The sequence below is a fragment of the Fibrella aestuarina BUZ 2 genome, from assembly GCF_000331105.1.
In the GTDB taxonomy this organism is placed as follows: Bacteria; Bacteroidota; Bacteroidia; order Cytophagales; family Spirosomataceae; genus Fibrella; species Fibrella aestuarina.
In genome coordinates this window covers 405,522-432,244 of sequence record NC_020054.1, presented here as the reverse complement: position 1 = coordinate 432,244, position 26,723 = coordinate 405,522, and the positions used below count along the sequence as shown (strand labels likewise).

Annotated in this window: 24 protein-coding genes; 11 read left to right on the top strand and 13 right to left on the bottom strand. The window is 55.6% G+C overall.

Features of this window, described 5'->3' with window-relative positions; translation table 11 throughout:
* The first annotated feature begins 18 nt into the window (after positions 1 to 18).
* On the top strand, positions 19 to 372 hold the full coding sequence (locus FAES_RS01635; protein ID WP_015329438.1) for an MmcQ/YjbR family DNA-binding protein: 354 nt from the start codon (positions 19 to 21) through the stop codon (positions 370 to 372).
* Positions 373 to 375: 3 nt separating this feature from the next.
* Here FAES_RS01635 and FAES_RS01630 read toward each other — a convergent pair whose 3' ends face one another.
* The 3 genes from FAES_RS01630 to lolA1 form a co-directional block, all read right to left on the bottom strand.
* The gene (locus FAES_RS01630) at positions 376 to 1,218 is read right to left on the bottom strand and encodes a 3-keto-disaccharide hydrolase (RefSeq protein WP_041257360.1); all 843 of its coding nucleotides are present in this window, start codon (positions 1,216 to 1,218) and stop codon (positions 376 to 378) included.
* A gap of 132 nt (positions 1,219 to 1,350) precedes the next feature.
* A complete protein-coding gene (locus tag FAES_RS01625; RefSeq protein ID WP_051054008.1) occupies positions 1,351 to 2,544 on the bottom strand; it encodes an acyltransferase family protein in 1,194 nt (397 codons plus the stop codon).
* A 168-nt stretch (positions 2,545 to 2,712) separates the two neighbouring features.
* Positions 2,713 to 3,342 carry an outer membrane lipoprotein periplasmic chaperone LolA1 gene (gene lolA1 / locus FAES_RS01620; RefSeq protein ID WP_041257359.1) on the bottom strand — a complete coding sequence of 210 codons (630 nt, stop codon included), beginning with the start codon at positions 3,340 to 3,342 and terminating at the stop codon, positions 2,713 to 2,715.
* Between the two features lie 328 nt (positions 3,343 to 3,670).
* On the opposite strand from lolA1, the gene FAES_RS01615 reads away from it, so the two are divergent.
* Positions 3,671 to 4,072 carry a response regulator gene (locus FAES_RS01615; RefSeq protein WP_015329433.1) on the top strand — a complete coding sequence of 134 codons (402 nt, stop codon included), beginning with the start codon at positions 3,671 to 3,673 and terminating at the stop codon, positions 4,070 to 4,072.
* A gap of 41 nt (positions 4,073 to 4,113) precedes the next feature.
* On the opposite strand, the gene FAES_RS01610 is transcribed toward FAES_RS01615, so the two are convergent.
* Positions 4,114 to 6,726, bottom strand: coding sequence for an FtsK/SpoIIIE family DNA translocase (locus FAES_RS01610; protein WP_015329432.1), 2,613 nt, complete (start codon positions 6,724 to 6,726; stop codon positions 4,114 to 4,116).
* Between the two features lie 244 nt (positions 6,727 to 6,970).
* Between FAES_RS01610 and FAES_RS01605 the strand changes: the two genes are divergently transcribed.
* Entirely contained in the window at positions 6,971 to 9,967 is a 2,997-nt protein-coding gene (locus FAES_RS01605; protein ID WP_015329431.1) for a SusC/RagA family TonB-linked outer membrane protein, read from the top strand.
* 29 nt (positions 9,968 to 9,996) lie between these two features.
* Positions 9,997 to 11,379 carry a RagB/SusD family nutrient uptake outer membrane protein gene (locus FAES_RS01600; RefSeq protein ID WP_015329430.1) on the top strand — a complete coding sequence of 461 codons (1,383 nt, stop codon included), beginning with the start codon at positions 9,997 to 9,999 and terminating at the stop codon, positions 11,377 to 11,379.
* A 94-nt stretch (positions 11,380 to 11,473) separates the two neighbouring features.
* Here the strand turns inward: FAES_RS01600 and FAES_RS01595 are convergent, their stop codons facing one another.
* The gene (locus FAES_RS01595) at positions 11,474 to 12,046 is read right to left on the bottom strand and encodes a hypothetical protein (protein ID WP_015329429.1); all 573 of its coding nucleotides are present in this window, start codon (positions 12,044 to 12,046) and stop codon (positions 11,474 to 11,476) included.
* Positions 12,047 to 12,223: 177 nt separating this feature from the next.
* Between FAES_RS01595 and FAES_RS01590 the strand changes: the two genes are divergently transcribed.
* Positions 12,224 to 12,607 (top strand): MerC domain-containing protein, encoded by a 384-nt coding sequence (locus FAES_RS01590; protein ID WP_015329428.1) that lies wholly within the window; start codon positions 12,224 to 12,226, stop codon positions 12,605 to 12,607.
* Here FAES_RS01590 and FAES_RS01585 read toward each other — a convergent pair.
* The 6 genes from FAES_RS01585 to FAES_RS01560 all read right to left on the bottom strand — a co-directional run bounded on the left by FAES_RS01585 (position 12,555) and on the right by FAES_RS01560 (position 16,823).
* Entirely contained in the window at positions 12,555 to 12,827 is a 273-nt protein-coding gene (locus FAES_RS01585) for a CBU_0592 family membrane protein (RefSeq protein ID WP_041257358.1), read from the bottom strand. The two genes, FAES_RS01590 and FAES_RS01585, sit on opposite strands and share 53 nt — an antisense overlap.
* Positions 12,828 to 12,892: 65 nt before the next feature.
* The gene (locus FAES_RS01580) at positions 12,893 to 14,380 is read right to left on the bottom strand and encodes an NADH-quinone oxidoreductase subunit N (protein ID WP_015329427.1); all 1,488 of its coding nucleotides are present in this window, start codon (positions 14,378 to 14,380) and stop codon (positions 12,893 to 12,895) included.
* 112 nt (positions 14,381 to 14,492) lie between these two features.
* A complete protein-coding gene (locus FAES_RS01575) occupies positions 14,493 to 15,314 on the bottom strand; it encodes a TerC family protein (protein ID WP_015329426.1) in 822 nt (273 codons plus the stop codon).
* A gap of 243 nt (positions 15,315 to 15,557) precedes the next feature.
* A complete protein-coding gene (gene rpmA / locus FAES_RS01570; protein WP_015329425.1) occupies positions 15,558 to 15,836 on the bottom strand; it encodes a 50S ribosomal protein L27 in 279 nt (92 codons plus the stop codon).
* Positions 15,837 to 15,925: 89 nt separating this feature from the next.
* A complete protein-coding gene (gene rplU / locus FAES_RS01565; RefSeq protein WP_015329424.1) occupies positions 15,926 to 16,243 on the bottom strand; it encodes a 50S ribosomal protein L21 in 318 nt (105 codons plus the stop codon).
* Between the two features lie 142 nt (positions 16,244 to 16,385).
* Entirely contained in the window at positions 16,386 to 16,823 is a 438-nt protein-coding gene (locus tag FAES_RS01560; protein WP_015329423.1) for a PaaI family thioesterase, read from the bottom strand.
* A 129-nt stretch (positions 16,824 to 16,952) separates the two neighbouring features.
* On the opposite strand from FAES_RS01560, the gene FAES_RS01555 reads away from it, so the two are divergent.
* The 6 genes from FAES_RS01555 (at position 16,953) to FAES_RS01530 (ending at position 23,951) form a co-directional block, all read left to right on the top strand.
* Positions 16,953 to 17,717: a phosphosulfolactate synthase gene (locus FAES_RS01555; protein ID WP_015329422.1), complete on the top strand. Its 765-nt coding sequence runs from the start codon at positions 16,953 to 16,955 to the stop codon at positions 17,715 to 17,717.
* A 103-nt stretch (positions 17,718 to 17,820) separates the two neighbouring features.
* Positions 17,821 to 18,474 carry a DedA family protein gene (locus FAES_RS01550; RefSeq protein ID WP_015329421.1) on the top strand — a complete coding sequence of 218 codons (654 nt, stop codon included), beginning with the start codon at positions 17,821 to 17,823 and terminating at the stop codon, positions 18,472 to 18,474.
* Positions 18,475 to 18,688: 214 nt separating this feature from the next.
* The gene (locus tag FAES_RS01545) at positions 18,689 to 20,935 is read left to right on the top strand and encodes an ATP-binding protein (RefSeq protein WP_015329420.1); all 2,247 of its coding nucleotides are present in this window, start codon (positions 18,689 to 18,691) and stop codon (positions 20,933 to 20,935) included.
* 5 nt (positions 20,936 to 20,940) lie between these two features.
* Positions 20,941 to 21,366 (top strand): response regulator, encoded by a 426-nt coding sequence (locus FAES_RS01540; protein WP_015329419.1) that lies wholly within the window; start codon positions 20,941 to 20,943, stop codon positions 21,364 to 21,366.
* 79 nt (positions 21,367 to 21,445) lie between these two features.
* Positions 21,446 to 22,012, top strand: coding sequence for a biliverdin-producing heme oxygenase (locus FAES_RS01535; RefSeq protein ID WP_041257356.1), 567 nt, complete (start codon positions 21,446 to 21,448; stop codon positions 22,010 to 22,012).
* A 16-nt stretch (positions 22,013 to 22,028) separates the two neighbouring features.
* The gene (locus FAES_RS01530; RefSeq protein WP_041257354.1) at positions 22,029 to 23,951 is read left to right on the top strand and encodes a PAS domain-containing sensor histidine kinase; all 1,923 of its coding nucleotides are present in this window, start codon (positions 22,029 to 22,031) and stop codon (positions 23,949 to 23,951) included.
* 96 nt (positions 23,952 to 24,047) lie between these two features.
* Here the strand turns inward: FAES_RS01530 and FAES_RS01525 are convergent, their stop codons facing one another.
* Positions 24,048 to 25,229 carry a PSP1 domain-containing protein gene (locus FAES_RS01525; RefSeq protein ID WP_015329416.1) on the bottom strand — a complete coding sequence of 394 codons (1,182 nt, stop codon included), beginning with the start codon at positions 25,227 to 25,229 and terminating at the stop codon, positions 24,048 to 24,050.
* Positions 25,230 to 25,335: 106 nt separating this feature from the next.
* Positions 25,336 to 26,619 carry a phosphoribosylamine--glycine ligase gene (purD, locus tag FAES_RS01520; RefSeq protein WP_015329415.1) on the bottom strand — a complete coding sequence of 428 codons (1,284 nt, stop codon included), beginning with the start codon at positions 26,617 to 26,619 and terminating at the stop codon, positions 25,336 to 25,338.
* Positions 26,620 to 26,723: the final 104 nt, after the last annotated feature.

Below are 26,723 nucleotides of genomic sequence, written 5' to 3'. Positions count from 1 at the left end.
AAACACGTAATTTGCTGTATGGTCGAACTGGAAACATGTCATCAATTGGCCTGCTCACTTCCCGAGGTTACTGAAAAGCCCCATTTCGATAAGCTGTCGTTTCGGGTGGGCGGGAAAGTGATGGCGACGCTAAACCGCAACGAGAACCGGATCTGTGTCAAGCTGTCGGACATGGATCAGGACCTGTTCTGCACCTTCGATCGGACCGTTATCTACCCCGTACCCAATAAATGGGGCAAACAGGGGTGGACCCTCATCAACCTGCAACACGTAGCCGAAGAGACTTTGCTGGATGCGCTGCGAGCCGCTTACCGGCACGTAGCGCCCAAAAAGCTGGCGGCGCTGTTGCCCGCGCCGGACGACAACCTGTAGGCCCTATTTCCGGGTACGTAGCCGCCGCAGTACAGCCGCGAGTTCGGCTGGTTTGTTCATGTACGGAGCCAGATCAAACACGGCAACACGTCGGAATTCGACGGGGTGGCTCTCGCTTTGCAGCGAAATGTAACCTTCACGGAGTGGCTGCCCGTCTTTCTTCAGCGCAGGATCGTGCCCTTGTACGTTGCCGCCGCCAAGCTGCGGTTTACTGTAGGTCAGCACGGTATCGCCTTCCACGATATGGTGCACCAGCGAGTCGGCAAGCACCAGTGCTTCGGCATGCACCCACTGATCGCTGTGGTAGGTTTTAGAGCGAGAATCGACGCAGTGCGGGGTAAAAAGCTTGCCCTGATACACCACGTTGGTGCCGGGCGTGCAGAGGTTGGCCGTGTGCCGTTCGCGTTGCCCGTCGCCGCCCAGCAGCTGCATTTCCAGCGACATCGGAAAGTCCTGCTGAAGGCCCATCGTTTCGGGGGCCTGCCCGTGCAGCATGGCTCCGCTGTTGCGCGTGGCCCAGCCCGGCCCGCCCGCTACCTGATTACCCACAAACCGGTATTCGACCACCAGCAGGTACGCCGAAAACGGGCGTTTCTTGTAGAAGATATGGCCATACTGCTCGTCGAACGCTTTGTACTGGTCGTAGTTTACCGTCATTTTTCCGTCCTGAACCCGGAAGGTGTTGCCGTAATTATCGTTGAGCGGGTGGCCCGTAATCTTGACAGCCCAGTCGGTAAGGTCTTTTCCGTTGAAGAGTTCAATCCATTGGTCGGCTTTGGGCCGGGCTTGTCCGAAACAAAAACCGGTGACCAGAACGCAGGTGAGAAGCAGGGCTAATTGGCGCATAAGGCGGATGTGTGTGAAGCGATAAGCCAGCCAGAGAGGCATTCTACCGAACGCAGCAGCAACTGCGGGGCCGCGCAGGTACGTTGGTCGATGCCTTGGTATTATCTAACCGGCTGATGCCCAATGGTATCGTCAGATGCGAATAAATAGCTTCCGACGGTACATCCACAGCAGCAACAGCCAGTAAACCAGCAGGGTCGTAAGGCCAACCAGCAGGGGTTCGTAGGCCGCGCCGACTACCTGAAAAGGGCGGTGCCCCAGATGAGTGTAGAAGGAGTTGATGATAAAACCTTCGATCAGGTGCACGAGGCAATAAATGGCAATCGAGTTCATGCCAATGACCACGAGTGGAAAGGCCCAGCGCTGCTTTTGCCCCACATCGACGACGCCGTAGAAAAATGCCAGTAGCCAAAAGCACCACCCCCCGCTGAACAGCACCCAGGCCGGAGTCCAGATGCGTTTGACGACGGGGCAGATACCCAGTAGCTCGAACAACGTACCTGCCGCCAGCCCGACGAATCCCGCCAGTACGAGTCGGCGGAGTAAATCGGTCGGGGAGAGGTTCAGCCGTAGCCACTGACCGGCTATCAGACCGAGCAGCATGGTGCCCAGCGTCGGGATGAAGCTCAGGGTTGCGTAGCCGCCGCCGTTGAACAGAAACGGCTTTTCGCGCGGAAACAAGTTCAGAAACCAGGTGTCGAAGGCCCAGGCTACGTTGCTGTTTTTGTTGAAATGGGCCATCAACCCAGTATAGTGATGAGGCCAGTCGGCGGGTACGCTCACGGCGGGGTACGCAAAAGCCGGACCGGGCGCCGGGTAGCCAACAAACAGCAGCCAATAGCCAACTAAAATCACGCCCAGCGCGACCCACTGCCACCGTGGCCGAACGTACCCCAGCAGAAACAGAACGGGATAACCCAGCCCAATCTGCGTAAGGGTGTCTTCGAACGTAAAATACGTCTGCGAGGCGTGGGTAGAGCGCAGGAAAATGCCCAACAGGATCAGGATGAGCGACCGCCGGAGTGCATGGCCAAACTGAACTCCTGCCGACTGCCCTTTCAGCTGCCGGCTGGCGATGGAGTAGGGCAGCGCCACACCCACCAGAAACGAAAACGAAGGCTGAATAAGATCGTGCAGCGAACAACCCGACCAGTCGACGTGGCTTTGGTGATAAGCCAGCAAGGCCCAGAAGCCGCTGCCGGGGAAGGCCTCGTGCAGGTGGTCGAAATGCAACACTTCGCCCATCATCAGGAGCATGACAAAGCCCCGATAGGCATCGACGGACAGCAAACGACCCGCCGGGAATTCGGTCTGAAGGGGGGGCATAGGCAAGGGAACAAAAGTGGTGGGTAAGTTAGCGCGATTTGGCACGCGCGGCATCGTCGGTTGTGCGAAACGCAAACAGGGCACCGTATTGACTGATCACCAGACAAACTGGCGTATCATCCAACACGGTGCCCTGCGCGGCAACGGCCGTAAATTTTGAGGAAGCGACTACCGCAAATCCACCACTTCTACACCCGGATATTTGCTTTTGTCGAACACAAAGTAGCTATCGGGCAAGTTGGGGTTTGGCACAAACTTGCTGATGGTATAGCTCGTTTTCTTGCCGCTCTTGTCGGTAAGCAGCCAACTGCGCACCGATTTGTCGGCGCGGTCGACACTGATCTGCACGGAGGTGATCTGCGTGTTCTTTTTCTCGGGTTTCAGTTCGACCACATCCACGGTGCGGCCCCCCACTTTCTGCTCGCGCAGGTATGTGTAGTTGAACCCTTTTTTGTACATCGAATAAATCTTGGTCGGGTTGAAATCACCGGATGCGCTGGCGTCGTAGTCCTGCACATTGACTTCGTTGGCTTCTTTCACGTAGGTCGACATGACTTTGCCGTCGGTAAACACTTCCTGCCCCGCCGTCTTAAGCCGGAACATGCGCCCTTTCACCGAAATGTCTCCTTTATAGGCTTCGCTACCTGCCGCGTAACTAAACGTAGCCTGGTAACTATTCAGGGCTTTGTACCGGGCACTCATAGCATCTAGAATAGCTTCGGCCCGTTTATCTTTCTGAGCCATGAGCGATGAAAACGAAAGAAGCAGTAAAAGACCGGCACTCAGTAGTTTCTTCATTCTGATTTGGGTATTGTTGAATTGGTTCGTTGGCCGATCAGCAAACAGCATACACGAAACTGTTCGCCATGCAGAACCTAACGTATAACGGTTGTCGTTTAACAGGTGCTAAATTGGTTAACGGCTTTCAGCTTAGATGAGTTTAACACTCAAAAAGTTTAAGCGTCTGAACCCAATCGGCTAGTCCAACAAACATGTTGTTACAGGTTTCTAGGGCTTATAGACGTATATTTGATCATTGTACCGCCTCGTAAACTACTTAATGGGGTGGCATTTAGTAAACTAGCTGCGAAAACTTACCTCTTTTAGGAACCGGCTTCACACTTCAATGACACAGTCGACAATTTTTTTGGTGGACGATGATGACGACGATATCTATCTGGCTCAGCTGACTTTCACCAAGCATTTTCCCGCGTGGGCGTTGACCAGTTTTTGCGATGGACAGGCACTTATTGACCACCTCAGCGAACACCCCAACGCCGCATTGCCCAACTTGATTATTCTGGACCTAAATATGCCTCGCCTCACTGGTTTTGAGACGTTGGCTGCCCTCAAGGCGCATCCGGCCTGGCAGCAGGTTCCGGTCGCGATCTTGACGACGTCGAGCACGGCCGATGATCGAGAACGGAGCTATGCGCTGGGTGCCTGCGCCTTCATGACGAAACCCGCCACTGTTGAACAGCTGGCTACAATCATTGTCGAAGGGGAAACGCTTTGTAACCCCGAATAGGGCTCTTTTGCCCCGCTGGGTGACGGCACGCCGGGCGTAATTCAGCCGAGTGATTTGAGTACTTCTTCCAGATGGGCTGCGTCGTGCACGAGCACATCACGGGCTTTGCTTCCTTCAAAAGGCCCCACGATACCCGCTTTCTCCAGCTGGTCGATGAGGCGACCGGCGCGGTTATAGCCCAACTTAAGGCGGCGTTGAATGAGCGACGTACTGCCCTGCTGATGCGTCACGATCAGGCGGGCGGCCTCGTCGAACATCGGGTCGCGGTTGGTCAGATCCACGTCTTTGTCTTCGGCCTGCGTAGTAGCCTCATCGCCGTAGAATTCAGGCAGTACATACGCGTCGTCGTAGCCGCGTTGCGCGCCCACAAACTCGCAGATTTCTTCGATTTCGTTGGTGTCGACAAAGGGGCATTGCAGCCGGATAATGTCGGAGTTGGACGACAGCAGCATATCACCCATGCCTACCAGCTGCTCGGCGCCACCGGCGTCGAGAATGGTGCGTGAATCGATTTTCGACGTCACTTTAAACGACAGCCGCGCCGGGAAGTTCGCTTTGATCAAACCCGTAATGACGTTGACCGAGGGCCGCTGCGTGGCCACCACGAGGTGAATGCCGATGGCCCGCGCCAACTGCGCCAACCGGGCAATCGGCTGCTCGACTTCCTTCCCGGCGGTCATCATCAGGTCGGCCAGCTCATCAATAATCAGGACGATATAAGGCAGGTAGCGATGGCCGCGTTCGGGGTTCAGCTTCCGGTTGGTGAACTTGGCGTTGTACTCTTTGATATTTCGTACGCCCGCATCTTTCAGCAGGTCGTAGCGGTTGTCCATCTCAATACAGAGCGAATTCAGCGTGTTTACCACCTTTTTGGTATCGGTGATAATAGCCTCCTCGGCGTCAGGTAGTTTGGCCAGGAAGTGCCGCTCAATCTTGTTGAAAAGAGTCAGTTCGACCTTCTTGGGATCAACCAGTACAAACTTCAGCTGGGCCGGGTGTTTCTTGTAAAGCAGGCTGGTCAGCAGCACGTTCAGGCCAACGGATTTACCCTGGCCAGTGGCGCCGGCCATCAGCAGGTGTGGCATCTTGGCCAGATCGACCGCCAGAATTTCGTTGGAGATGGTCTTGCCCAGCACCACCGGCAGGTCCATGTTGGCCTTCTGGAATTTCTCGCTGACGATCATCGACCGCATCGATACCATTTCGCGGTTTTTGTTGGGCACCTCGATCCCGATAGTGCCTTTGCCCGGCATGGGCGCGATGATCCGGATGCCCAGCGCCGCGAGGTTCAGGGCGATGTCGTCTTCGAGGCTTTTGATCTTCGAAATACGTACCCCGTCGGCGGGCACAATTTCGTACAGCGTGACGGTGGGCCCGATGGTGGCGTGAATGCGCTGAATGCCGATGTTGAATTTGCCCAACGTATCGACGATGCGGTCTTTGTTGGCTTCCAGTTCGTCGGCCGACACCTGGGCTTTCTGGTTTTCGGGGTAATTGGTGAGCAGGTCGACCGTTGGGTATTGGTACTGGGGCAGATCGAGCGTGGGGTCGTAGAGGCCGTGCTGCGCCACCAGATCGCCCGCGTCGTACATGTCGGGCTCGAAACCGGGCGTCTGTACAGGCGGTACTGGATTAGGCTGTTCGGTGTCGGCCAGCGGCGTACCATCTTCCACTGTCAGCACCAGCCCGGCCAGGTCGGCGGCAGTTTTGGGGCGGCTGCTCTGGGTGTCGAGGGGCGTCGAAACGTCCAGTTCGGCGTCGTAGGTATTGACCGTCAGCGGCAGCGATGGCGTGTATGGGGGCGGTACGTCAACGGGGGCGATGGGGCTGGGTGTTACGTAGCTAGGCTCAGGTACGTTGGGCTGAGCGTCGTCGTCGGTCAGCGTATCGCTGGGTACGTTGCCAGCCTCCTCGTAGGTATCGTTGGCATCCCCATAACCGCGCCGTTCGGTCGCCGCCTCAGCGCCGACAGGCTGGGTACGTTGCCCGAGTGACAGTTGGGTGACGTTAAAAAAGAAGACGATGAAGGCGAACCCGAGAAAGCCGATCAGGACAATGCTGCCAAAGCCCAGCAGACTATACAACAGCCGGTTGATTTCGTAGCCGATGCCTCCACACCAGACGCTACCCGCGCTGACTGCGTCGGTGGCCAGCACTACATAACCCAACAGCAAACTCGTCCAGACGGCCAGAAAAAGCAAAAACTGGGTTGTGCGGGCCAGCGGTAGCGGCTCACGACCAGACGTAAGTTTCAAACCCGCCAGGAAAACAATGATGGGCAGGCACATGGCGCCTAGCCCAAACCAGCGGAACATGAATACATAGGCAATGTGGGCGCCCAACAGCCCGACCCAGTTCTGCACGTCTTTACCCGCTTCTTTCACCGATTCGTCGGTGCCAATCAGGCTCTGATCGGCGGGACCACTAAACAGATACGACACAAACGCAACCATCAGCCCAACGGCCAGCAGCATCAACAGTACGCCTACGGTGAGGTTGGTCCGTTCGTCGGCCCGAACCCGCTCGAAGGGTAATGACCAGTTTCGGCTGGGAGCCGCCTCTTTTTCGCGCCGGCCTTTTTCGGGGCGCTCCTGCCGCCGCGTATTCTGGCGGGGCGGTGTAGATCGGCGGTCTGTGGTGGTGGGCTGAGCCATAAAAAGAGGAAGCGTTGGGTATATCTGTAAAGGTAACGACCGACCTGACGCCGGACAGTGCCAGTTCACTAAATTAATGATAGAGGGGTAATCGGATCTTATTTTCTGGAATGCATACTTATCTACTGGACTTTTGCGATAAACGCATATTATTTATAACTTTTTAATAAGTTGGGATAATCGTAGCAGAGAGCTATGTTAATTTGTGCCAAATGCAAAATAAAGTCAAACTAAAAACGACCATATGAAGAACATCCTACTGTTAACAGTAACATTGTGGGCCTTTGTTGCTTCTTCCGTGTTCGCGCAGGAACGGCGCATTACGGGTAGGGTAACTTCTGCCGATGAGAACACGCCCGTACCCGGTGCGTCGATTCAGGTAAAGGGAACAACAAGGGGTGCCCAGTCCGATGCTGATGGTAATTACTCACTCGTGTTGCCACCCAATGCCAACGTCATTGTATTCAGTTTTGTGGGCCTGACAAGCCAGGAGGTCAACGTGGGCAACCAGTCGGTTATCAACGTTGCGCTGTCCAACGATAATCGCTCGCTCAACGAAGTCGTCATTGTAGGGTATGGTACGCAGCAGCGCCGCGACGTAACCGGCTCGGCGGTATCAGTGAAAGCCGCTGAAATTGCTAACCTGCCCGTACAAAGCTTCGAGCAGGCCATTCAGGGGCGGCTTGCCGGGGTGCAGGCCACGCAGGCCAGCGGTAAGCTCGGATCGGGTTTGCAGATCCGGGTACGTGGTGCCGCCTCTATTTCGGCGGGTAATGAACCGCTCTACGTAATCGACGGTATCCCCGTAACATCGCAGGACATCGGGACGACGACGACGGAGCCTTATAGCCCGTTGGCCGATATTGACCCGAATGATATCGAAAGTATCGACGTGCTGAAAGACGCCTCGGCCTCGGCCATTTACGGATCGCGGGCGTCAAACGGCGTTGTCCTGGTGACGACCAAAAAAGGACGCGCCGGCCGGACCAACGTGAACATCGGCTACTACACAGGCTTCAGCAACCCAACCCGGCTGCGGAAGTTTTTGAATAGCGCTCAGTACATTGAGCTGTTCTCGGAAGCAATCACGAACTCGGGCATCGCTATTGATGATCAGATCGATGGCTTCCCCGGCTATGGCATCGACATCAATTCGGGCTATGACGAAAAATGGTCAGAAGCAGCGTTTCGCCAGGGCACGATCAATCAGCTCAACTTTAACGTAAACGGAGGTACTGACAAAACGCAGTTTTACCTCAGTGGCTCAACCAACCGGCAGTTTGGTATTATCAAAGCCAACGATTTCAGCCGCAATAACCTGCTACTGAACCTGACCCATACGGTCAGCGACCGCCTGAGCTTTGGGGCTAAATTCTCGATTGCCCGGACCATCAACAACAAAACGCCGGACGACAACGACTTTGCCAACCCGGTGCAGTTGAATGCCATTCCGCCGTTGCAACCCATTTACGACCCGCAAAGCGGCCTGCTCAACAACCAGACGCTGTATTACAATGCGCTAATCGAGACAACCGACGCCTTCAACCGATCGATCTCGTACCGCTCGTTTGGTAACGTCAACGGAACATTGCGAATTGCCAAGGGATTGAGCTTCCGGAGTGAGTTTGGTTATGATCTGCTCAATCAGCAGGAAGAGATTTATCGGACGCGCCGCACCGAAAGCGGGTCGCCCACGGGTTACGGCTACCAGAACAACATCCGTAGCATCAACTGGACGACCAACAACACGCTGAATTACCAGGCTAACTTTGGGCAGCACGCCATCGACGCCTTGGCCGGTTTTGTGTACCAGGAGCAGAACATTCAGGATGCCAGCGCGCAGGGCCGTGGTTTCCCGAACGATCAGTTTAAAAAGATTGCCAGTGCCGCGCGGATCGTGGGGGGTAGCTCAACCGAAACGGGCTTCAGCATTGAGTCTTATCTTGCCCGGATCAACTACCGCTTCCGCGAGAAGTACTTGTTGAGCCTGTCAGGGCGATATGATGGGTCGAGCCGGTTCGGAGCCAACAACCGCTACGGGTTCTTCCCGGCGGCTTCAGTAGGCTGGCTGATCAACGAAGAAGATTTCCTGAAAAACAACCAGACGCTGAGCCTGCTGAAACTGCGCGCCAGCTACGGGCTGACGGGCAACTCCGAGGTGTCAAACTTCGCTTCGCGCGGCCTGTATTCGGCCATTTTCTACGCTGATCAGGCGGGTATCCGGCCCACGCAGCTGGCCAATCCCAACCTCGGCTGGGAAACATCGGCTCAGTTAGACATCGGTATCGAATTCGGCTTTTTGTCGAACCGCATCAACGGGCAGATCGATCTGTACAACAAAGACACGCGCGATCTGCTGCTGAACCGGCCGCTGCCGGGCATCAACGGCTTCACGTCGGTGTTTGAAAACGTGGGTAGCCTGCGTAACCGCGGAGTCGAATTCTCGCTGACGACGCAGAATACGGTGAAGGCCCTGCGCTGGACCACCAACCTCAACTTCTCGATGAACCGCAACCAGGTAACGAAACTCAACGGGCAACCGATTGAACCGGGCGCGCGTTTGCTGGGCCGGGTTGCCGTTGGCGAACCGCTGGGCTACTTCTATGGGAAAAAGTTTCTGGGTGCTGACCCCGCCAATGGAGATGCCTTGTATGAAGGGCCGGACGGGAAACCGACGAATGATTACGGTGCAGCCGTCAACACGAAGCTAGGTGACCCTAACCCGGACTTTATTGCGGGTGTTACCAACACGCTCACGTACAAAGGGATCGACCTGAGCTTCCTGTTCCAGGGTGTGTTCGGTAATGACCTGTATAACATCGCTGGCTTCTTCCAGTCGGTCAATGCCGACTATTACGATAACCAAACGGTCGACCAGTTGAACCGCTGGCGCAACCCCGGCGACATCACGATGGTGCCGCAGGCTCGGTTGTATGCGGGTAACGGTGCTGGTCCGTCGTCGCGCTGGATTCAGGACGGTACGTATGTTCGTCTGAAAACGGCTACGCTGGGCTATACTCTGCCCAAATCGCTGCTTCGTAAGGTGTACATGCAGTCGGCACGAGTGTACGTGTCGGGGCTAAACCTGCTGACGTTCACCAAGTACACGGGCTACGACCCTGAGGTGAACACCCAGTATACGTCGACCTCGAATCAGTCGGCCAACGTAACCATAGGTCATGACTTCTACACGCCGCCCCAACAGCGGACGATCACGTTCGGCGTCAACATTGGTTTTTAGCACCTGATACTCATCACGAAGACTTATTTATGAAAAAGAAACTCATGTTAACCAGTCTGGCGGTGGTGCTGTCGCTGTCGGCCTGTACGGATAAACTGGAATTGCAACCCCGGCAAAGTATCGACGCCGCCACCGCCCTGAGCGATGCGCAAGCGGTTGAATCGGCTATTATCGGCTCGTACGGCATTCTGGGCGGAGGGGCACTGTATGGAACAAACTTCAACTTGTTGTCCGAGTTGCAGGGTTCCGAGGGGTATGTTTCCTGGCGGGGTACGTTTGCCAGTTACCGCGAGGTAGCCAACAAGACGTATACCAATGCCAATGCCGAAGCGCAACGTACCTGGCTAGCGGCGTATGGGGCAATCAATAACGTCAACGGAGTGCTCAATGCATTGAACGTCGTAACCGACGCCGATCAGAAGAGCACGCTGGAAGGCGAAGCCCGCTTTATCCGGGGCATTCTGTTCTTTGAACTGGTTCGCTATTACGCCTTACCGTGGGGAGCTACCTCAGGCAATACGCAGTTGGGTATTCCACTCGTTTTGACACCGAGTAGCGATGTAAATCAGGCAAATACACAAACGCCGCGGTCAACCGTTGCCCAGACGTATACGCAGGTAATCGATGACCTGACTAAGGCCGCGTCGCTGCTTCCTGACGACAATGGCACCCGGGCGGACCGCTATACGGCGTTGGCCTTTCTGGCGCGGGTATATCTGCAACAGGGAAATTATGCGGCTGCACTGGCGGCAGCCAACAGCGTGATTACGTCGGGCTACTATCGGCTCAACCCTAGCGTGACCTCGATTTTCCGGAACCGGAATACGCAAGAGAGTATCTTCGAAATTCAGCAGAATGACCAAAACAACGCCGGAACGGCCAATGACGGTTTGACGACGTTCTATGCCAGTATCCCGACCGCAGGCGGTGGGCGTATTGGCCGTAGTGACGTGCGGATTATCTCGACGTTTGTTAACAGCTACGCTGCTACGGACGCCCGCCGCACGGAACTTCTCTATGTGGGCGCTTTGGGCGGCGCAAGTCAGTACTATACCGGTAAGTTTACTGATTTCGGAGCTAATATTCCCGTTATCCGCCTGGCCGAAATGTACCTGATCCGGGCCGAAGCGAACCTGCAACTAGGTTCGGCTACAGGCGCTTCGCCGCTAGCCGATGTCAACCTGATCCGGGCCCGGGCTGGTGTGGCCCCGCTCACAGGTACGTTGACGTTGGCCCAAATCGTGCAGGAGCGCCGGTGGGAGTTGGCTTTTGAGGGCCTCCGTATCCACGACATCAAGCGCCTGCGCCTGTCGACAGGTACGTTTGCCTGGAACGCCCCCAAGCTGGTCTTCCCCATTCCCAAGCGCGAAATCGACGTAAACCCGGCGATTGTGCAAAATGAGGGGTACTAAGAAAGATATCTAGCCACTAGTAGACTAGCCTTTACACAAGAAATCCCCACTGGCGTGATACCAGTGGGGCTTTCTTGTGTAAGCGGTAGCTTAGTTAGCGTACCGTCACGTTGAAGTTCAGGTTCACATCGTCGGAGCCGGGGGTGGCTGTACCATTCTTGACGGGGGCGCCGTTGATGGGGGGCTGATGCCGCAGCCGCACGTTGAGTTGACCGGTTCCAGCGGCGCCAGTTTGTACGGTGCCGGTCAGACCAATCGGGAAGTTGCGTGTGTCTTTATCGGCGTAGGTGTACGTCAGCAGCGTGGCCGGGGTGGGGGTGAACACAAACAGGTGTTCGTCCTGCTTCTCTCGAATTTCATCCGTGATACTCTGAGCAGGCGTTTTACTCTCATCGACAAGGTCGACGGTCATTGTGTAGCTCTGATTGGCCGTTAGGGTAACGTTGTCGAATTTGGTCGGGGCTGCGCCGCCATCGCCATCTTTATCCTGATAGATGAACGTCTGGGTGTTGCTGCCCTGCGTGAAGCGTAGGCTAACGGTAGTGATCAGTTCGTTTTCATCGGCCGGCAGCGGATCGGTGCCCTTCTTGCAACTGCCTGCCAGTAAGCCGCCGATGACTAGCACGCCCATAAGGCTAGCTAGCCGGTTTCCATACGTTGATACCATAGAAGATTAATTCGGTTGTTTCCTGCAAACTTACGTAATCGCAACAATGTTGCAATAAAGTTTGCAACCTTATTGCAAAAAACCGAGTTATACCAAAACGCCCGCAACTTTGCAGCTATGTTGCAAGTAGTAGGGTTGGTCAGTTAACTTTGTGGCAGAAAGCGGCAGCTCACTTGTATGAAGGCAGACGTGGTAGACAGAAAAGCAGACTATATCGGCATCACCGGTTCCATCCTGTGCATTATTCATTGCCTGGCTGCACCCGCTTTGGTTGTTACGTCGAATCTGTTGCAGCGTGATGGCGTGCTGCAAGCGGGCTTCCTGGGCCTCGACTATGCGTTTATCGCGGTGAACATCGTGGCCGTTTACTTTGCCACGCGCCAGCACACGACGCCTGCTATCCGGTTCGCCCTGTGGGCTTTCCTGGCGCTGTTTGGCGTTTGCCTGCTGCTGGAAGATGTCAGTCCGGTGTTTGAGTATGTCGCCTACGCCGCCTCGGCGGGCTTGGTTACTTCGCACTTGCTGAATCTGCGCCACCACCGCGCCGCGCACGCACACTGAGCGAAAAGACCGCGATCAGCACCCACACGACATTGACAAGGGCCGACGGATAGGCCCCGTGGTACCAGGTGTTGACCACAAAAAACAACCCCCCAATCAGGTTGGCCCATACATAGCGCGGATCTTTCGCGTCGAGCCGCCCCTGTATGTTCAGGAAGTAGGCACCCACAATCAGGATGGAAGCGACCCAGCCCAGGGTCTCGATGGTATAGTGGAGCATAGTAGTGGATGTCAACGCGGCCAAACGAAAGCTGACAGAGCAATATCGTCGCCGTGTTGGCTGACTTAAAGACTGGCAATTACTTGCAGCAGCCAGTCTGGTTTCAGAAACAGCAGCACAACGGGCGGAAGCATCAGGGCCAACGCCACCCATTGCAGGGCGACCAGCCGGACAGGTACGTCGGCGCCAGGTACGTTGGCTACGGGCGGCCGGAAGAACAGCAGGAAAGGAATTTTGAGGTAATAGAATAGCGAGATAACCGCGTTGGCCAGCCCGAGGCCAAAGAGCCAAAGCAGCCAAGGATTGCCGGTGGTCTGATACGCCCCGAACAAGGCCGTAAACGAAAGATACTTAGCGGTAAAGCCGACCGTCGGGGGGAGGCCCGTCAGCGCGAGCGCGACCACTACCAGAGCTATTGCCAGGATCGGGGAGGCTTTATAACGCCCTGCAAAGTCGGCGATGCGAAACGAGCCCGACGTAGCCGCGCTCGCTGGCGCCAGCGCATCGATCAGGAAAAATGCGGCCAGCGTAATGAACAGGTACGTTGCCGCGTAGAACGTAGCGGCGTCAAAGCCCGCTTCGCTCAGGGCAATGACCCCAACGAGCAAAAAACCAGCCTGCGCAATCGTTGAATAGGCTAACAGCCGTTTGGCGTCGGTCTGGCGTAGTGCCGACAAATTACCGATCAGGATACCGGCCAGCGCCACTACCGCGAGTGGCGTCTGCACGTCGCCGATGGGTAGGGCCGTGAGCAGGCGCATCAGCACCAGGAGCGCCGCCGCTTTGGGGCCGATTGAGAAAAAGGCCGCGACGGGAATAGGGGCGGCTTCGTAGGCGTCGGGTGTCCAGATGTGAAAAGGCACCGCCGATAGTTTAAACAGCACGCCTGCGGTGGTCAGCAGCAGGGCTACCAGCGCTACCGTGCCATTCTTGGCGAGTTCGATGCCGAATACGGTGCTGGTGATATCGAGGGTACCGGTGAGGCCATACAGCAGCGACATGCCGTAGAGCATAACGGCCGAACTGACCGCCCCAAAGAGCAGGTATTTCAGCCCGCCTTCCGAGGCCTTTCGGTCGGCGGCCAGCCCCGTAAGCAGATAAGAGCTGATTGACACCAGTTCGATCGCCAGGTAAATGGCCAGCAGATTTACGGCCATCGTCAGCAGAAATAACCCCAACACCATGCCGATCAAGATGGCGTACCATTCGGTGGGAAGCCGTCGGGCGGTGCGTTGGCTGCCAGTTTCCCACAACACGACGCCGATGGCACCCACCGCGACGACGATCTTGAAAAAGACAGCCTGATTATCGAGGAAAAGCAGGCTCTGAAACAGCGGCCCCCGACTTTCCTGCATCAGCGAGAGCCCGCAGGCAACGAGCAACACAACCAACGTTTTAGCCGATAGCCACTGCCGGGTGACCAGTTCACTACTGCGCCGCAGCAAGACCAGTTCGGCTATCAGCAAAGCGCAGAACGCAAAAGCCAGCCATGCTTCGGGGCCGAAGCCGCCCAGGCTGTTGAGAATGTCCTGTAGTTGATCGGTAAGACTCATTGGAGAATGTATAATGAACAATCAATAATGGACGATGAATTGCAGGTCAGGTGCACAGCCGTAGCTACGTCTCCTTCAACCCATTATACATTATAAATCATGCATCATACATTTAGATAATGCCTTCCCGCTCAGCCTGATCTTCATAACCACGCATGTGAACAGGCTTCTGGTTTTTGCGGAGCTTCATGTTCAGGAACTCGACCAGCAGCGAGAATGCGATGGCAAAGTAAAGGTATCCTTTGGGTACCGTACCCACCGGCGTGTTAAAGAATACCACTTCCGACAGGTGAGCGCCTTCGGCAATCAGCATAAAGCCGATCATGATCAGAAAAGCCAGCCCCAGCATCTGAATGCTTGGGTGATCATTGACGAAGCGGCCTACGGGGCCGGCAAAGAACATCATGATCAACACAGAAAGCACGACGGCGGCAATCATGACGGCGATGTTCTGCGTGAGCCCAACGGCGGTCAGGATAGAGTCGATTGAGAAGACAATGTTGATGATGGCGATCTGCGTAACCACGCTGCCGACACTCGATTGGCCTGTCTTTTTATCGCTGGCGTTCACCTCGTCGGCCTGCGGGTCACCCTCCAGTTTGTGGTGGATTTCCGACGTGGCTTTGTAGAGCAGAAACAGGCCACCCACAAACAGGATGAGGCTTTGGCCGGTGGGGGCCGCCACAAACCAACCTGCATCGATATGGGTAAACGGTTTGCTGAGCGAAATAAGTACCGAGATGCCAAACAGCAGGGCTACCCGAAACAGCATGGCCAACAACAACCCGATGTTACGCGCCTTGGGCTGATCGGCTGGCGCGAGCTTATTGGCCGCAATGGAGATGAAGATGATGTTATCAATCCCCAGAACGATTTCCAGGAAGGTAAGCGTCAGCAGGCTGACAAGGGCTTCTGCGGAGAAGAGTTGATCCATGTGGTTGTAGACAATGAATGCCCAAAGTTACCGGCTCGCTGCGGGAGCGGCAAACAGTTTACAGCAATGATCGCCCGCTTCCATGAAAGGTTTGTAGACGGCCTAAACGCGCAGAGACGCAATCCGTTGCGTCTATCAAGCGTCAGCAAGAAAGCGTTCCCGGTACGTTGTGCGTTGGGTACGTTGTGTTGCTGACGCTTGACAGACGCAACGGATTGCGTCTCTACAGGTACGTTGGTGGGCTTATTCAGCAGCTACCGCAACGGCTTCTGCTGGAACCACGTTCACCACCGAACGCTTGTCGCGGCCTTTGGTGAAGCTTACGGTGCCGTCAACGAGGGCAAACAGCGTATGATCGCGGCCAAGCCCTACGTTTTTGCCAGGGTGGTGTTTGGTACCACGCTGACGGATGATGATGTTACCCGCGATGGCCGCCTGACCACCGAAAATTTTGACGCCCAGTCGCTTGCTGATGCTGTCACGGCCGTTCTTCGAACTACCGACGCCTTTCTTGTGTGCCATTGGAAAGTTTGTTGTCAGCCCTCAGTTTGCTGTTCGCTATTGCTTCACTACTTGGCAGGCAACAGCGAACTGAAGACTAATCAACTGTTTTAGATCGTGATATCGTTAATCTGCAATTTGGTCAGGTACTGACGGTGGCCGTTTTTCTTCTTGTAGCCTTTCCGACGCTTCTTTTTGAAGACGATTACCTTCTCGCCCTTGAGGTGTTCGAGAATGGTGGCCGAAACCGTGGCCCCTGTAACTGTGGGAGCACCAACGGTAATCGTACCCGCGTTGTCAACCAGGAGAACTTTCACCTGGTCGGAGGCAAGTGCAGCGTCCACCTCTCCACTCAACCGGTGAGTGTATATATAGCGGCCCTTCTCGATTTTAAATTGCTGCCCTGCGATCTCTACGATTGCGTACATGATTGTATATGACTTGAAAATGAGGGGGCAAAGGTAAGAAAAAGCAGGGTAAACGTCAAGGCTCAACGGCTAAAGTTGCTTACACCAACGCGAAACAATAGGGCTACAACGCAAGATTGCCCTTTGACCCTGGAATAGTGGATTACAGTTTCACGCCCGTCTGCACCAGATTGGTACTGCATTTGGCGATGAGTTTACCCGCTTCGTTGGTAATGCGCCCCTCCACATGAACGATGTTACGGCCCGCCCGTGTCACGATGGCCTCGGCGGTAAGGGTTTCGCCCAGCCGCGCCGGATTCAGAAAATCCATGTTCAGGTTGACCGACGTGTAGCCGAATTCGCGCCCCAGGGCAAAAACGGTTAGCCCGCACAGGTCGTCGAGAATGGCCGATGCCGCGCCGCCATGCAACACCTGCATGGGATTGACCATGTCGTCGCGGATCAGGTACGTGGCCACCATGCGCCCTTCCTCGGCCGTTTGCAGGGTACCGGCCAGCCATCGGCCCACACCCGATGGCGACTGCGTCATGGGTTGCCCCACCAGCGCCTGAAAAACCGAAAGTCGTGTGTTAACATCCATGTCGGCAAAATAGTATTTAACTAAGCAGAACCGGGCAAACGGGCGTCTATTTGTGGATTAAATTGTGAGAATCAGGTAAGTGTTGCTACTTTTGGGCGATTTTGCAAACACAGGCCACTGCTTGATTCAATGAACTATACATTAACCCAGATTCCTGACCGCACCCTGAAGCCCCGCGACAAGGGCCTTACCATGGTTATGGACAAGGGCCTCAGCGTCCGCGAAGTAGAAGATATGCTGTCGGTTTCGGCCGATCACATCGATATCGTTAAGCTCGGCTGGGCTACGTCATTTGTTACGCCCAACCTGCAGCAAAAGCTGGATACCTACCGGTCGGCCGGGATTCCCGTCTACTTCGGGGGTACGTTGTTCGAGGCGTTTGTTGTTCGTAATCAGTTTGACGACTACCGCCGACTGCTCGACAAATACGACCTGAAACACGCCGAAGTGTCGGATGGCTCGATCGACATGGACCCAGATGTGAAGTGTGGGTATATCCGCACGCTGTCGGAGCAGGTGACGGTGTTGTCGGAGGTGGGGTCGAAAGACGAAGCCAAGATCATTCCGCCCTACAAGTGGATCAAGCTGATGACGGCCGAACTCGAAGCGGGCGCCTGGAAGGTGATCGGCGAGGCGCGCGAAGGCGGTACAGTTGGGTTGTTCCGGTCGAGCGGCGAAGTTCGGCAGGGGCTGGTCGAAGAGATTCTGACGCAGGTTCCGTTTGAGAAGATCATCTGGGAGGCTCCCCAGAAAGAGCAGCAGGTCTGGTTTGTCAAGCTGCTGGGTGCCAATGTGAACGTCGGCAATATTGCGCCCAACGAGATTATCCCGCTGGAAACCATCCGGCTGGGGCTGCGGGGCGATACGTTCACGCATTTTCTGGATAAAGCCTAATCCAGACCGACGCCCCTGCGGCGTTTGCGAAGTAATCAACCGAGTAAGTCGCCACAAAACCATCCGGCGGTGAGACGCAATCCGTTGTGTCGCAATATGAGTTATGGACGTAATCAAATCCCTCATCGATTTCCTGCTTCACCTCGATAAGTTTCTCGATGCGTGGGCCAACGACTACGGCGTACTGCTGTATGCCATTCTGTTTCTGATCGTGTTCACCGAAACGGGACTGATTGTGATGCCGCTGCTCCCCGGCGACTCGCTGCTGTTTGCGGCTGGTGCGCTGGCGGCCCGCGATACCAACGACCTGAGCGTTGGCGTGATTATTCCGCTCCTGATCGTGGCTGCGCTGCTGGGCGACAACGTCAATTACTTCGTTGGGAAGAAGCTGGGCACACAGATCAAAATGCGCGAACGAATTCTGTTCTTCAAACGCGAGTACATCACCGAAACCGAGAAATTCTACGAAAAGCACGGTGGCCGGACGGTCATTCTGGCGCGGTTTATTCCCATCGTTCGCACGATCGCGCCGTTTGTAGCTGGCGCCGGCAGCATGAACTACGGAACGTATATCCGTTACTGTATAGCTGGTGCGGTGTTGTGGGTGGTGAGTATTTCGCTACTGGGTTATTTCTTCGGTAACATTCCGTTCGTCCAGAAGAACTTCGAAATCGTTGTTTTCGGGATCGTCGGGTTGTCGGTGATGCCCATTATTGTACAATTCCTGAAAGCCAAACTTACCCGCGGCGCAGCCTAATACAAGCTGCTTTTGCTTAGCCAGGTACGTAAAACGTCTAGTCATCAGCGGTCTTGTGATCGTTGACGGCTAGACGTTTTGTTTAACTAACGGCCCGGATACTCCTTGACAAAATCGTAGCTTTGTAGGCTACCGGATGAAACGATTACCTGAGTAAAGACGATGCCCCGCAGAAAAGGGCACCGGTGGCTGCGTAATAGGAAAAAATAACGTTATGAAACCCGCGTACGACGTAACCAATTGTGATCAGGAGCCGATTCAATGGCCTGGCTTTATTCAGTCACACGGGTATCTGCTGGCGCTTGACCCCACCACGTTCACCATCTGGCAAGCCAGCGAAAACATTGAGGTAATTACGCATCAGCCCGCCGCCGACCTTATCGGGAAGCCGATTGTGGATGTTTCTTTCGGCGACCAGCCAGGTACGTTGATGCAGCACCTGCTGACGCTGGCCATGCAGTACAATTCGCTCGAATCGTTCAACCCTTATCAGGTGACGATCAACGGGCGCACCTGGTACATCCTGCTCCACCTGCACGATGGCGCGCTGATTCTGGAAATGGAGCCGGTCAATACCGAGAAAGGCATTTTTTCGGTGACGATGCCCATTTTGCTGTCGCAGACCATGAGCGAAACGCAGCGCAGCCACTCGATCAGCTCACTGTTCAGCAAAATTGCGCCAAAGATCAAAGAGATCACGGGTTTCGAACGGGTGATGATTTACCGCTTCAGCGAAGACTGGCATGGCGAGGTGATTGCCGAAGCGCGCGAAGCCCACCTGGAACCGTTTCTGGGATTGCACTACCCGGCCTCCGACATTCCGAAGCAGGCGCGGGAGATGTACAAGATTAACCTGGTGCGCAGCGTGGTCGATGTGCAGGAACACCACGTACCGCTCTACCCGGTCAACTACGCCCAGCACAACCGCCCGCTTGATCTGACGCACGCCAGCCTTCGGGCTGTCTCGCTGCTGCACATCGAATACCTCAAAAACATGGGCGTGCGGTCGAGCATGAGCATTTCGCTCATCTACCGGGGTGAATTGTGGGGGCTCATCGCCTGCCATCACTACAGCGGTCCACGGTTTATCGATTACCCCACCCGGCAGTCGGTCAAGCTGATCAGTCAGCTGCTTTCGACGGCGCTCGAAATCCGGAAAGACGACGACGATGCCGATTTTGCGCAGCAGCTGCAAAATCACGAGCAGACCCTGTACCACCAAATGCTGGGCGACTGGGATGTGGTGCAGGGGCTGACCAAGCACAGCACGACGGTGCTCGACATGAACACGGCCACCGGGGCCGCCCTGATGTTTGAAGGTAAGCTGTACACCCTCGGCGACACACCACCCGACGACGAGATCGTGAATCTGGTATCGTGGTTAAAAACAACCTCGACCGAAACGGTTTTCCAGACCAATCAGCTACCCAACCTGTACCCCGCCGCCGAGGCCTACCGCGACCGGGCCTCGGGCCTGCTGGCGATGATGCTTTCCCGCGAAATGGACGAGTACCTGCTGTGGTTTAAGCCCGAGCAGATCCAGACGGTCTTGTGGGGTGGCAATCCCGAAAAGCCCGTTACCATTGATGAGAAAGGCGAAGGCCGGATTAGCCCCCGCAAGAGCTTCGATAAATGGGCCGAGCTGGTTCGGAATAAATCGGTGCCGTGGCGGCAGGTAGAGGTGTCGGTGGCGCTCCGGCTGCGCGAAGACCTGCTCCAGCTGGTTACGCAGAAAGCCAACCAGATTCGGGCGCTCAACGAGCAGCTGCGGCTGGCCTATGAAGAGCTGGAAGCGTTCAGCTACACGGTGTCGCATGACCTGCGCACGCCACTGTCGTCGATAAAGAGCTATCTCGAAATCTACCAGGAAGATTATGGCGACCGGATGGACGACGGGGCGAAGGGGCTGTTCGGTAAAGTGGTGAAAGCCTCAGACCGGATGAGCATGCTGATTCGGAACGTGATGCACTACTCGCGTACGAGCCGGAACGAGATTACGGTGGAACGACTGACGATGCCGTCGTTGCTGCATCAGATTCAGGATGAGCTACAGGTTGCGCTGGCTGGCAGCGGCCATCAGGTGACCATCAGCATCGGCGAAACCCCCGACTTATACGGCGACCACACGATGGTAACCCAGGTATTCAGCAATTTGATGTCGAACGCCGTTAAGTATTCGCGGCATGTCGACAAGCCACATGTGAGCGTGCAGGGCCAGGAAAACGAACACGAAATCATTTATTCGGTTACTGATAATGGTATCGGTATCGACATGAGGCAGGCAGGCAAGGTATTTGAGCTGTTTAAACGACTCGATTCGGCCGCCGACTACGAAGGGTACGGCGTAGGGCTGGCCATTGTGAAGCGAATCATGAGCCGCCACCGGGGTAAGGTATGGTTTAATAGCACACCTTATCAGGCCACCACGTTCTATGTCTCATTTCCTAAAATAGCTCAGTAACGATCATGCTCGATATACTGTATGTTGAAGATAATCAGGACGAAGTCGATGTGTTCAAGCGGGTCATCAACCGCCTGAGCTCACCACCGACGTTTACGATTCTGACTAGCGGCACGGAGGCTATCGACTTTTTGCTTCAACAGGGTACGTATCAGGGGCAAAGCGTACCGATGCCGCGGCTGGTGCTGGTCGATCTGAATCTGCCCGGCCACAGCGGCTTTGAGGTCATTCAGCAGGTACGTGCCACCAGCCGTACGCGCTATCTGCCGCTGGTGGTTTACAGTACCTCCGAGAATCCGAAGGATATGCGCCGGGCCTACGAGCTGGGAGCCAATGCCTACATGATTAAGCCGGGGAGCTACCATGAAGTGAGCGATATGATGCGACAGGCTATCGATTTCTGGCTGTCACAAAGCCAACAAATGCTGTAATGGGATCATCCCGCCAAGCGCCGGACCAGGCAACCGCGGCAAAGGCGATAAACGACGTCGGATGACCGCTTCCGTACCAATGGATATACTTACTCAACTGAAACTAGAAACACGTACCCGTCATGAGCAAACCGAACGGCTGCTGTATGCCCAGAAGCTGATGGCTGGTTTGCTTACCCGCGACGAGTATGTGCACTTGCTAAGCATTCATTACCGATTTCATCAGGCCTTGGAGGCGGCAGTGGCTAAACAGGCCGGTTCGCTGGTCGGCTACGACTATCAAGCAAGCCGCAAAACCCCCTGGCTGGTTGCTGATCTGCAACGTATGGGCGTACCGTTACCGAACCCGACCACTGGGTTGTTTGCTGGCTGGAACGCCACGCAACTGCTGGGGGCGCTCTACGTAGCGGAAGGCTCGATGCTGGGCGGGCAGGTGATTGCCAAAGCTCTGCGCCGAACGCCCGCGCTGGCCGACGTTGAGTCGCAGTTCTACGGAGGCTACGGTGCGCAGACTGGCCCTCGCTGGAAAGCGTTTTGTACGTACCTGACGCAACGGGCTGAAGGCCATCATACCGACGTAGTAGTAGCTGCTGATCAGGCATTTGGTTATTTTCAGCATCTTGCCGCTTACCCGGACTTTTCTTAACAAACCGTTCAACCTTGTGAAAAACGACGACGGAATGGCCTCGACTAGGCTAAAACCCCTGATTGAGCGGGCTTTCGACGCATCGGTGAACGGTGTTATCGTGCTGGAGGCTATTCGTAATGAGCAGGGCCAACTCCGCGACTTTCGGTTTGGCGTCGCCAACGAGGTGGGTCTGCGCGCCGTTGGCCACACCCGCGATTCATTGCTCGGGCAGACCGTTCGGGACATATACCCGGCCAGCAGCGGGCTGTTCGATCAATACCGGCAGGTGCTCGAAACGGGTGAAAGGCAGACGGTCGAAACCTATTACCCCGACCAGAACAGCTGGCGGGCCATAACCGTGGTCCCCATTGAGGAAGGCGTTATGGTAACGTACCTGGACATCACCGCGCGCAAAAAAGCCGATGAAGCCGTATCGCAACAGGCGCAGTTGCTGAACGACATCATGGAAAGCGGCCCCATGGGGTTGGTTGTCCTGAAAGCCGAGCCTTCCGCCGCCCGAGTTCAGGACTTTAGCGTCGTTCGGATGAATTCGCTGTTTCGGGATGAGATCTGCCAGTCCAAAACAGACCTGATCGGTAAACCCCTGGCCGCGGCCTTCCACAACGCCCGCGAGTCGGGATTGCTCTCGCGCTGTATTCTGGGGGTTAAGCTGGGCGAAGCGCAGGAGTTCGAGATGCCATCGGGTACAAACGGGCACCGCAATTGGTACCGGGTGGCGATGGCACCCCAAAATGACCAGCTAATTCTCGCGCTGACCGACGTCACGGCAACCCGTACAGCTCAACTGGCGTATCATTCCCAAGCCCAGTTGCTGGGGTCGGTGCTCGATGGATCGCAGAATGCCATCGTAGCCTTCGACGCCATACGGAACGTCGACGGACAAATCACCAATTTTCGGTTTGTACTTCAAAACGAAGCCAATCGCCGGTGGATGAAACGGACTGACAAGCAATTGGCTGGCTGTACGCTCCTCGATTTTTTCACGGCAAACCATGCCGGTGAGTTGATGAGCCGTTGCCGGCAGGTCGTTGATACCGACACGCCATACCGGGGCGATATTACCTACGATTACGGCGCTGGCCCCGGTTTTTACAACCTGTCGATTGTTAGACGGGGCGACGGAGTCGTGCTGACCATGCAGGACAAAACGAGCGAAAAACTGGCCGAAGACAACCTGCTCGCCAACCAGCAGCAGCTCGAAGCCGCCAACCAGGAACTGCGCCGCAGCAACGATAACCTTCAGTCGTTCACCTACATCGCCAGCCACGATTTGCAGGAACCGTTGCGCAAAATTCAGTCGTTCGGCGACATTCTGAAAAATCAGCGGGCTATCGAGCTTGGCCCGGATGTGGAACTACTGGAGCGAATGCAGTCGGCCGCCCGGCGTATGTCGATGCTGATTCAGGACTTGCTGACCTATTCGCGCCTCTCGACCCACAAGGAAATCACCAATTCGGTGGCGCTCAATGCCGTCGTGACTGACGTGCTGCTTAATCTGGAACTCGCCGTGACTGAGTCGGGCGCTACGTTCGACGTACCTGAACTGCCAGTAGTGCGCGGTGATGCATCGCAACTTCGGCAACTGTTCCAAAATCTGTTTAGTAACGCCATCAAGTTCAGGAAAGCAGGCGTAGCGCCGCATATTCAGGTACGTACCCGACAGGTAACCGCCGCTGATGCGCCAACGCTGCTCGATCCAACCCGCACGCAGGGCTACTACCGGATTGATATCATCGATAACGGAATCGGGTTCGACCCGCGCTACATCGACCGCATTTTTCAGGTGTTCCAGCGGCTCCACAGCAAAGCGAAATACGCCGGAACAGGCATTGGTCTGGCGATCTGCGAAAAAGTGGTCAATACCCACGGTGGCGCAATCACGGCGGCTAGCAAGCTTGCCGAGGGCGCTACGTTCACCGTTTATTTGCCCTTATAAACGTATAGGCATATCCGTTTTCGGCGGGCAGCTAAAAAGCAAAAAGGCCCTCAGCATCAAACTGAGGGCCTTTTTGCTTTTTATGGAGTGAGGCTCTTACCGTTTTTTCTTTTTCCGTCGGCTGCTACTGCTGCGGTTCTGGCTGGCGTATTTCTTGTCCAGCTGCGTCAGGTCGGCGTTGAGAGCGGCGGCTGAAAGGGCTTCTTTCTCACCAACCGGCGTGAGCACGTCAAACGACTCGGGTACAACGCCCTGCTTGTTTAGCGCAACAATCTCCAGCACCCGCGCAATGGGCAACGGATGCCAGGTGCTTTCCGAACTATAACCGAACCACATGATCTTGCGGAAGATGTCGGTCTTCTGCAAAAAGGCGCGGCCTTTCTGCGTTTCCAGCGGCTTGTCGACCGTCGGGATGTCGCGCAGCGCATCCACGTAGGTATCGAGTTCGTAATTAAGGCAGCATTTGAGCCGACCGCACTGCCCCGACAACTTAGCCGGGTTGAGCGACAGATTCTGGTAGCGCGCGGCCGAGGTGGTAATGTTTTTGAAATCGGTCAGCCAGGTTGAGCAACAGAGCTCCCGGCCGCACGAACCCAACCCGCCGATACGCCCCGCTTCCTGCCGCAAACTGATCTGCCGCATCTCGACGCGCACCTTGAACTCCGACGCCAGCATCTTGATCAGCTCCCGAAAATCGACCCGCTCTTCCGACGAGTAGTAGAACGTCGCTTTCGTGTTGTCTGACTGAAACTCCACGTCGGAAAGCTTCATCTGCAACTTCAGGTCACGCACGATCTCGCGGGCACGGTAGAGGCTTGGCAAATCGCGCAGAATGGCCTGTTCGTGTTTCTCCAGGTCGCGTTGGGTCGCTACCCGCTGAATCACCTTCGTATCGTCGTTGATCTGGATGTGCTTGCGTTTGAGTTGCAGCCGCACCAGATCACCCTGCATCGAAACGGCGCCGAGGTGGTAGCCCGAGGTCATCTCACACACCACAAAGTCGCCCGTCGTCAGGTCCAGGTTATGCACATTGCGGAAGTAGTCTTTGCGTCCGCCTTTAAATTTTACCTCAACGACGGTATAGCCGTCGCGGGTGTTAGGTGCGTTTGATGGGAGCATATCGCTCAACCAGTCAAACGAGTTTAGTTTATTGCAGCCGCCTGATGAGCAGCCTCCACTCGAACAACCCGCCGTTTTGGTCGCTACGGCTACCTCATCGGTATCGGTTGTTCGGGCGCGAGACCCGCATCCGCCAACAGCACAGGATTGACATCCCATCTTTGAATGTACACTGTATAATGAACACTGTACAATGGCTTCACTGAACACGTACCTGACTCGTTGTACTAGTCATCGTACACTGTTCGTTCTGCATTGTACAGTTTCAGTCTTGGTACCGGATCAGATCCAGTCCTATATCTTTTCGGAAATACTTTCCGTCGTAAGTTACCGTCCGGGCCGCTTCCTGCGACTTCCGTACGGCGTTTTCGAGCGAGTTGGCAATGGCTGTAATCGCCAGCACGCGTCCTCCGTTGGTCACAACCTGCCCGTCGAGGTTGGTTGTGCCCGCATGAAAAGCGGTTACGTCATCGAGGCGGTCGAGGTCGGCAATGGCTTTGCCTTTCTCATACGCATCGGGATAGCCTCCCGCAACCAGCACCGTCGTAACGGCGGTTTGGGGCAACACCTGCATCGTCACCTTGTCGAGTTCGCCATCGGCCGTGGCTACCAGCAGTTCGACCAGGTCGGTCTGAATGCGCGGCAACACCACTTCCGTTTCGGGATCGCCCATCCGGGCGTTATACTCAATGACGTACGGCTCACTTTTCACGTTCATCAACCCAATAAAAATGAAGCCTTTGTAGACGATGCCTTCCTGTTGAAGGCCCGCCATCGTGGGCTTCACAACGCGCTCTTCGACTTTCCGAAGAAACGTGTCGTTGGCAAACACCACCGGCGAAACAGCACCCATGCCGCCCGTGTTGGGGCCGGTGTCCCCTTCGCCAATGCGTTTGTAATCTTTGGCTTCGGGCAGAATCTTATAGTTCGTGCCATCGCTCAGAACGAAGACCGACAGTTCAATGCCCCGCAGAAACTGCTCAATCACGACCCGGTGGCCTGCTTCGCCAAATCGCCCGCCGAGCATTTCGCGCAACGTATCCTGCGCCTGCACCACGGTATCGGCAATAATGACCCCCTTGCCGGCCGCCAGCCCGTCCGCTTTTAACACCACCGGCAGTGTATGTGTTTCCAGGTAGGCCAGGCCTTCGGCCAGGGTTTCGTCGGTAAACGTGCGCGAGCTGGCTGTCGGGATGCCGTGCTTCGCCATGAAGGTCTTCGAAAAATCTTTGCTGCCCTCCAACTGCGCCCCCAGCGCATCTGGCCCCACGATGCGCAACGTGGTCAGATCGGGTTGCTGACGCAAGTAATCGACTACGCCTTTCACCAGCGGCTCTTCCGGGCCGATCAGCAGCAGATCGATCTGGTGGGTACGTATGGCCTTGGCAATAGCGGCAAAATCGGTAACAGCAATGGGTAAGTTGGTTGCCATCTGCGCGGTGCCAGCATTGCCCGGCGCTACAAACAGATGATCACACAACGGACTCTGGGTCAGTTTCCATGCAAAGGCATGTTCGCGCCCCCCCGAGCCAAGTATAAGTATATTCATTTTTAGGGTTTGATGTTTAACGTCTGATGTCTGGCGTTACGCTGCTCAGAACCAAGTCATGTATGGGTGTGGAACAACGTCAAACGACAAACAGCAAACATCAA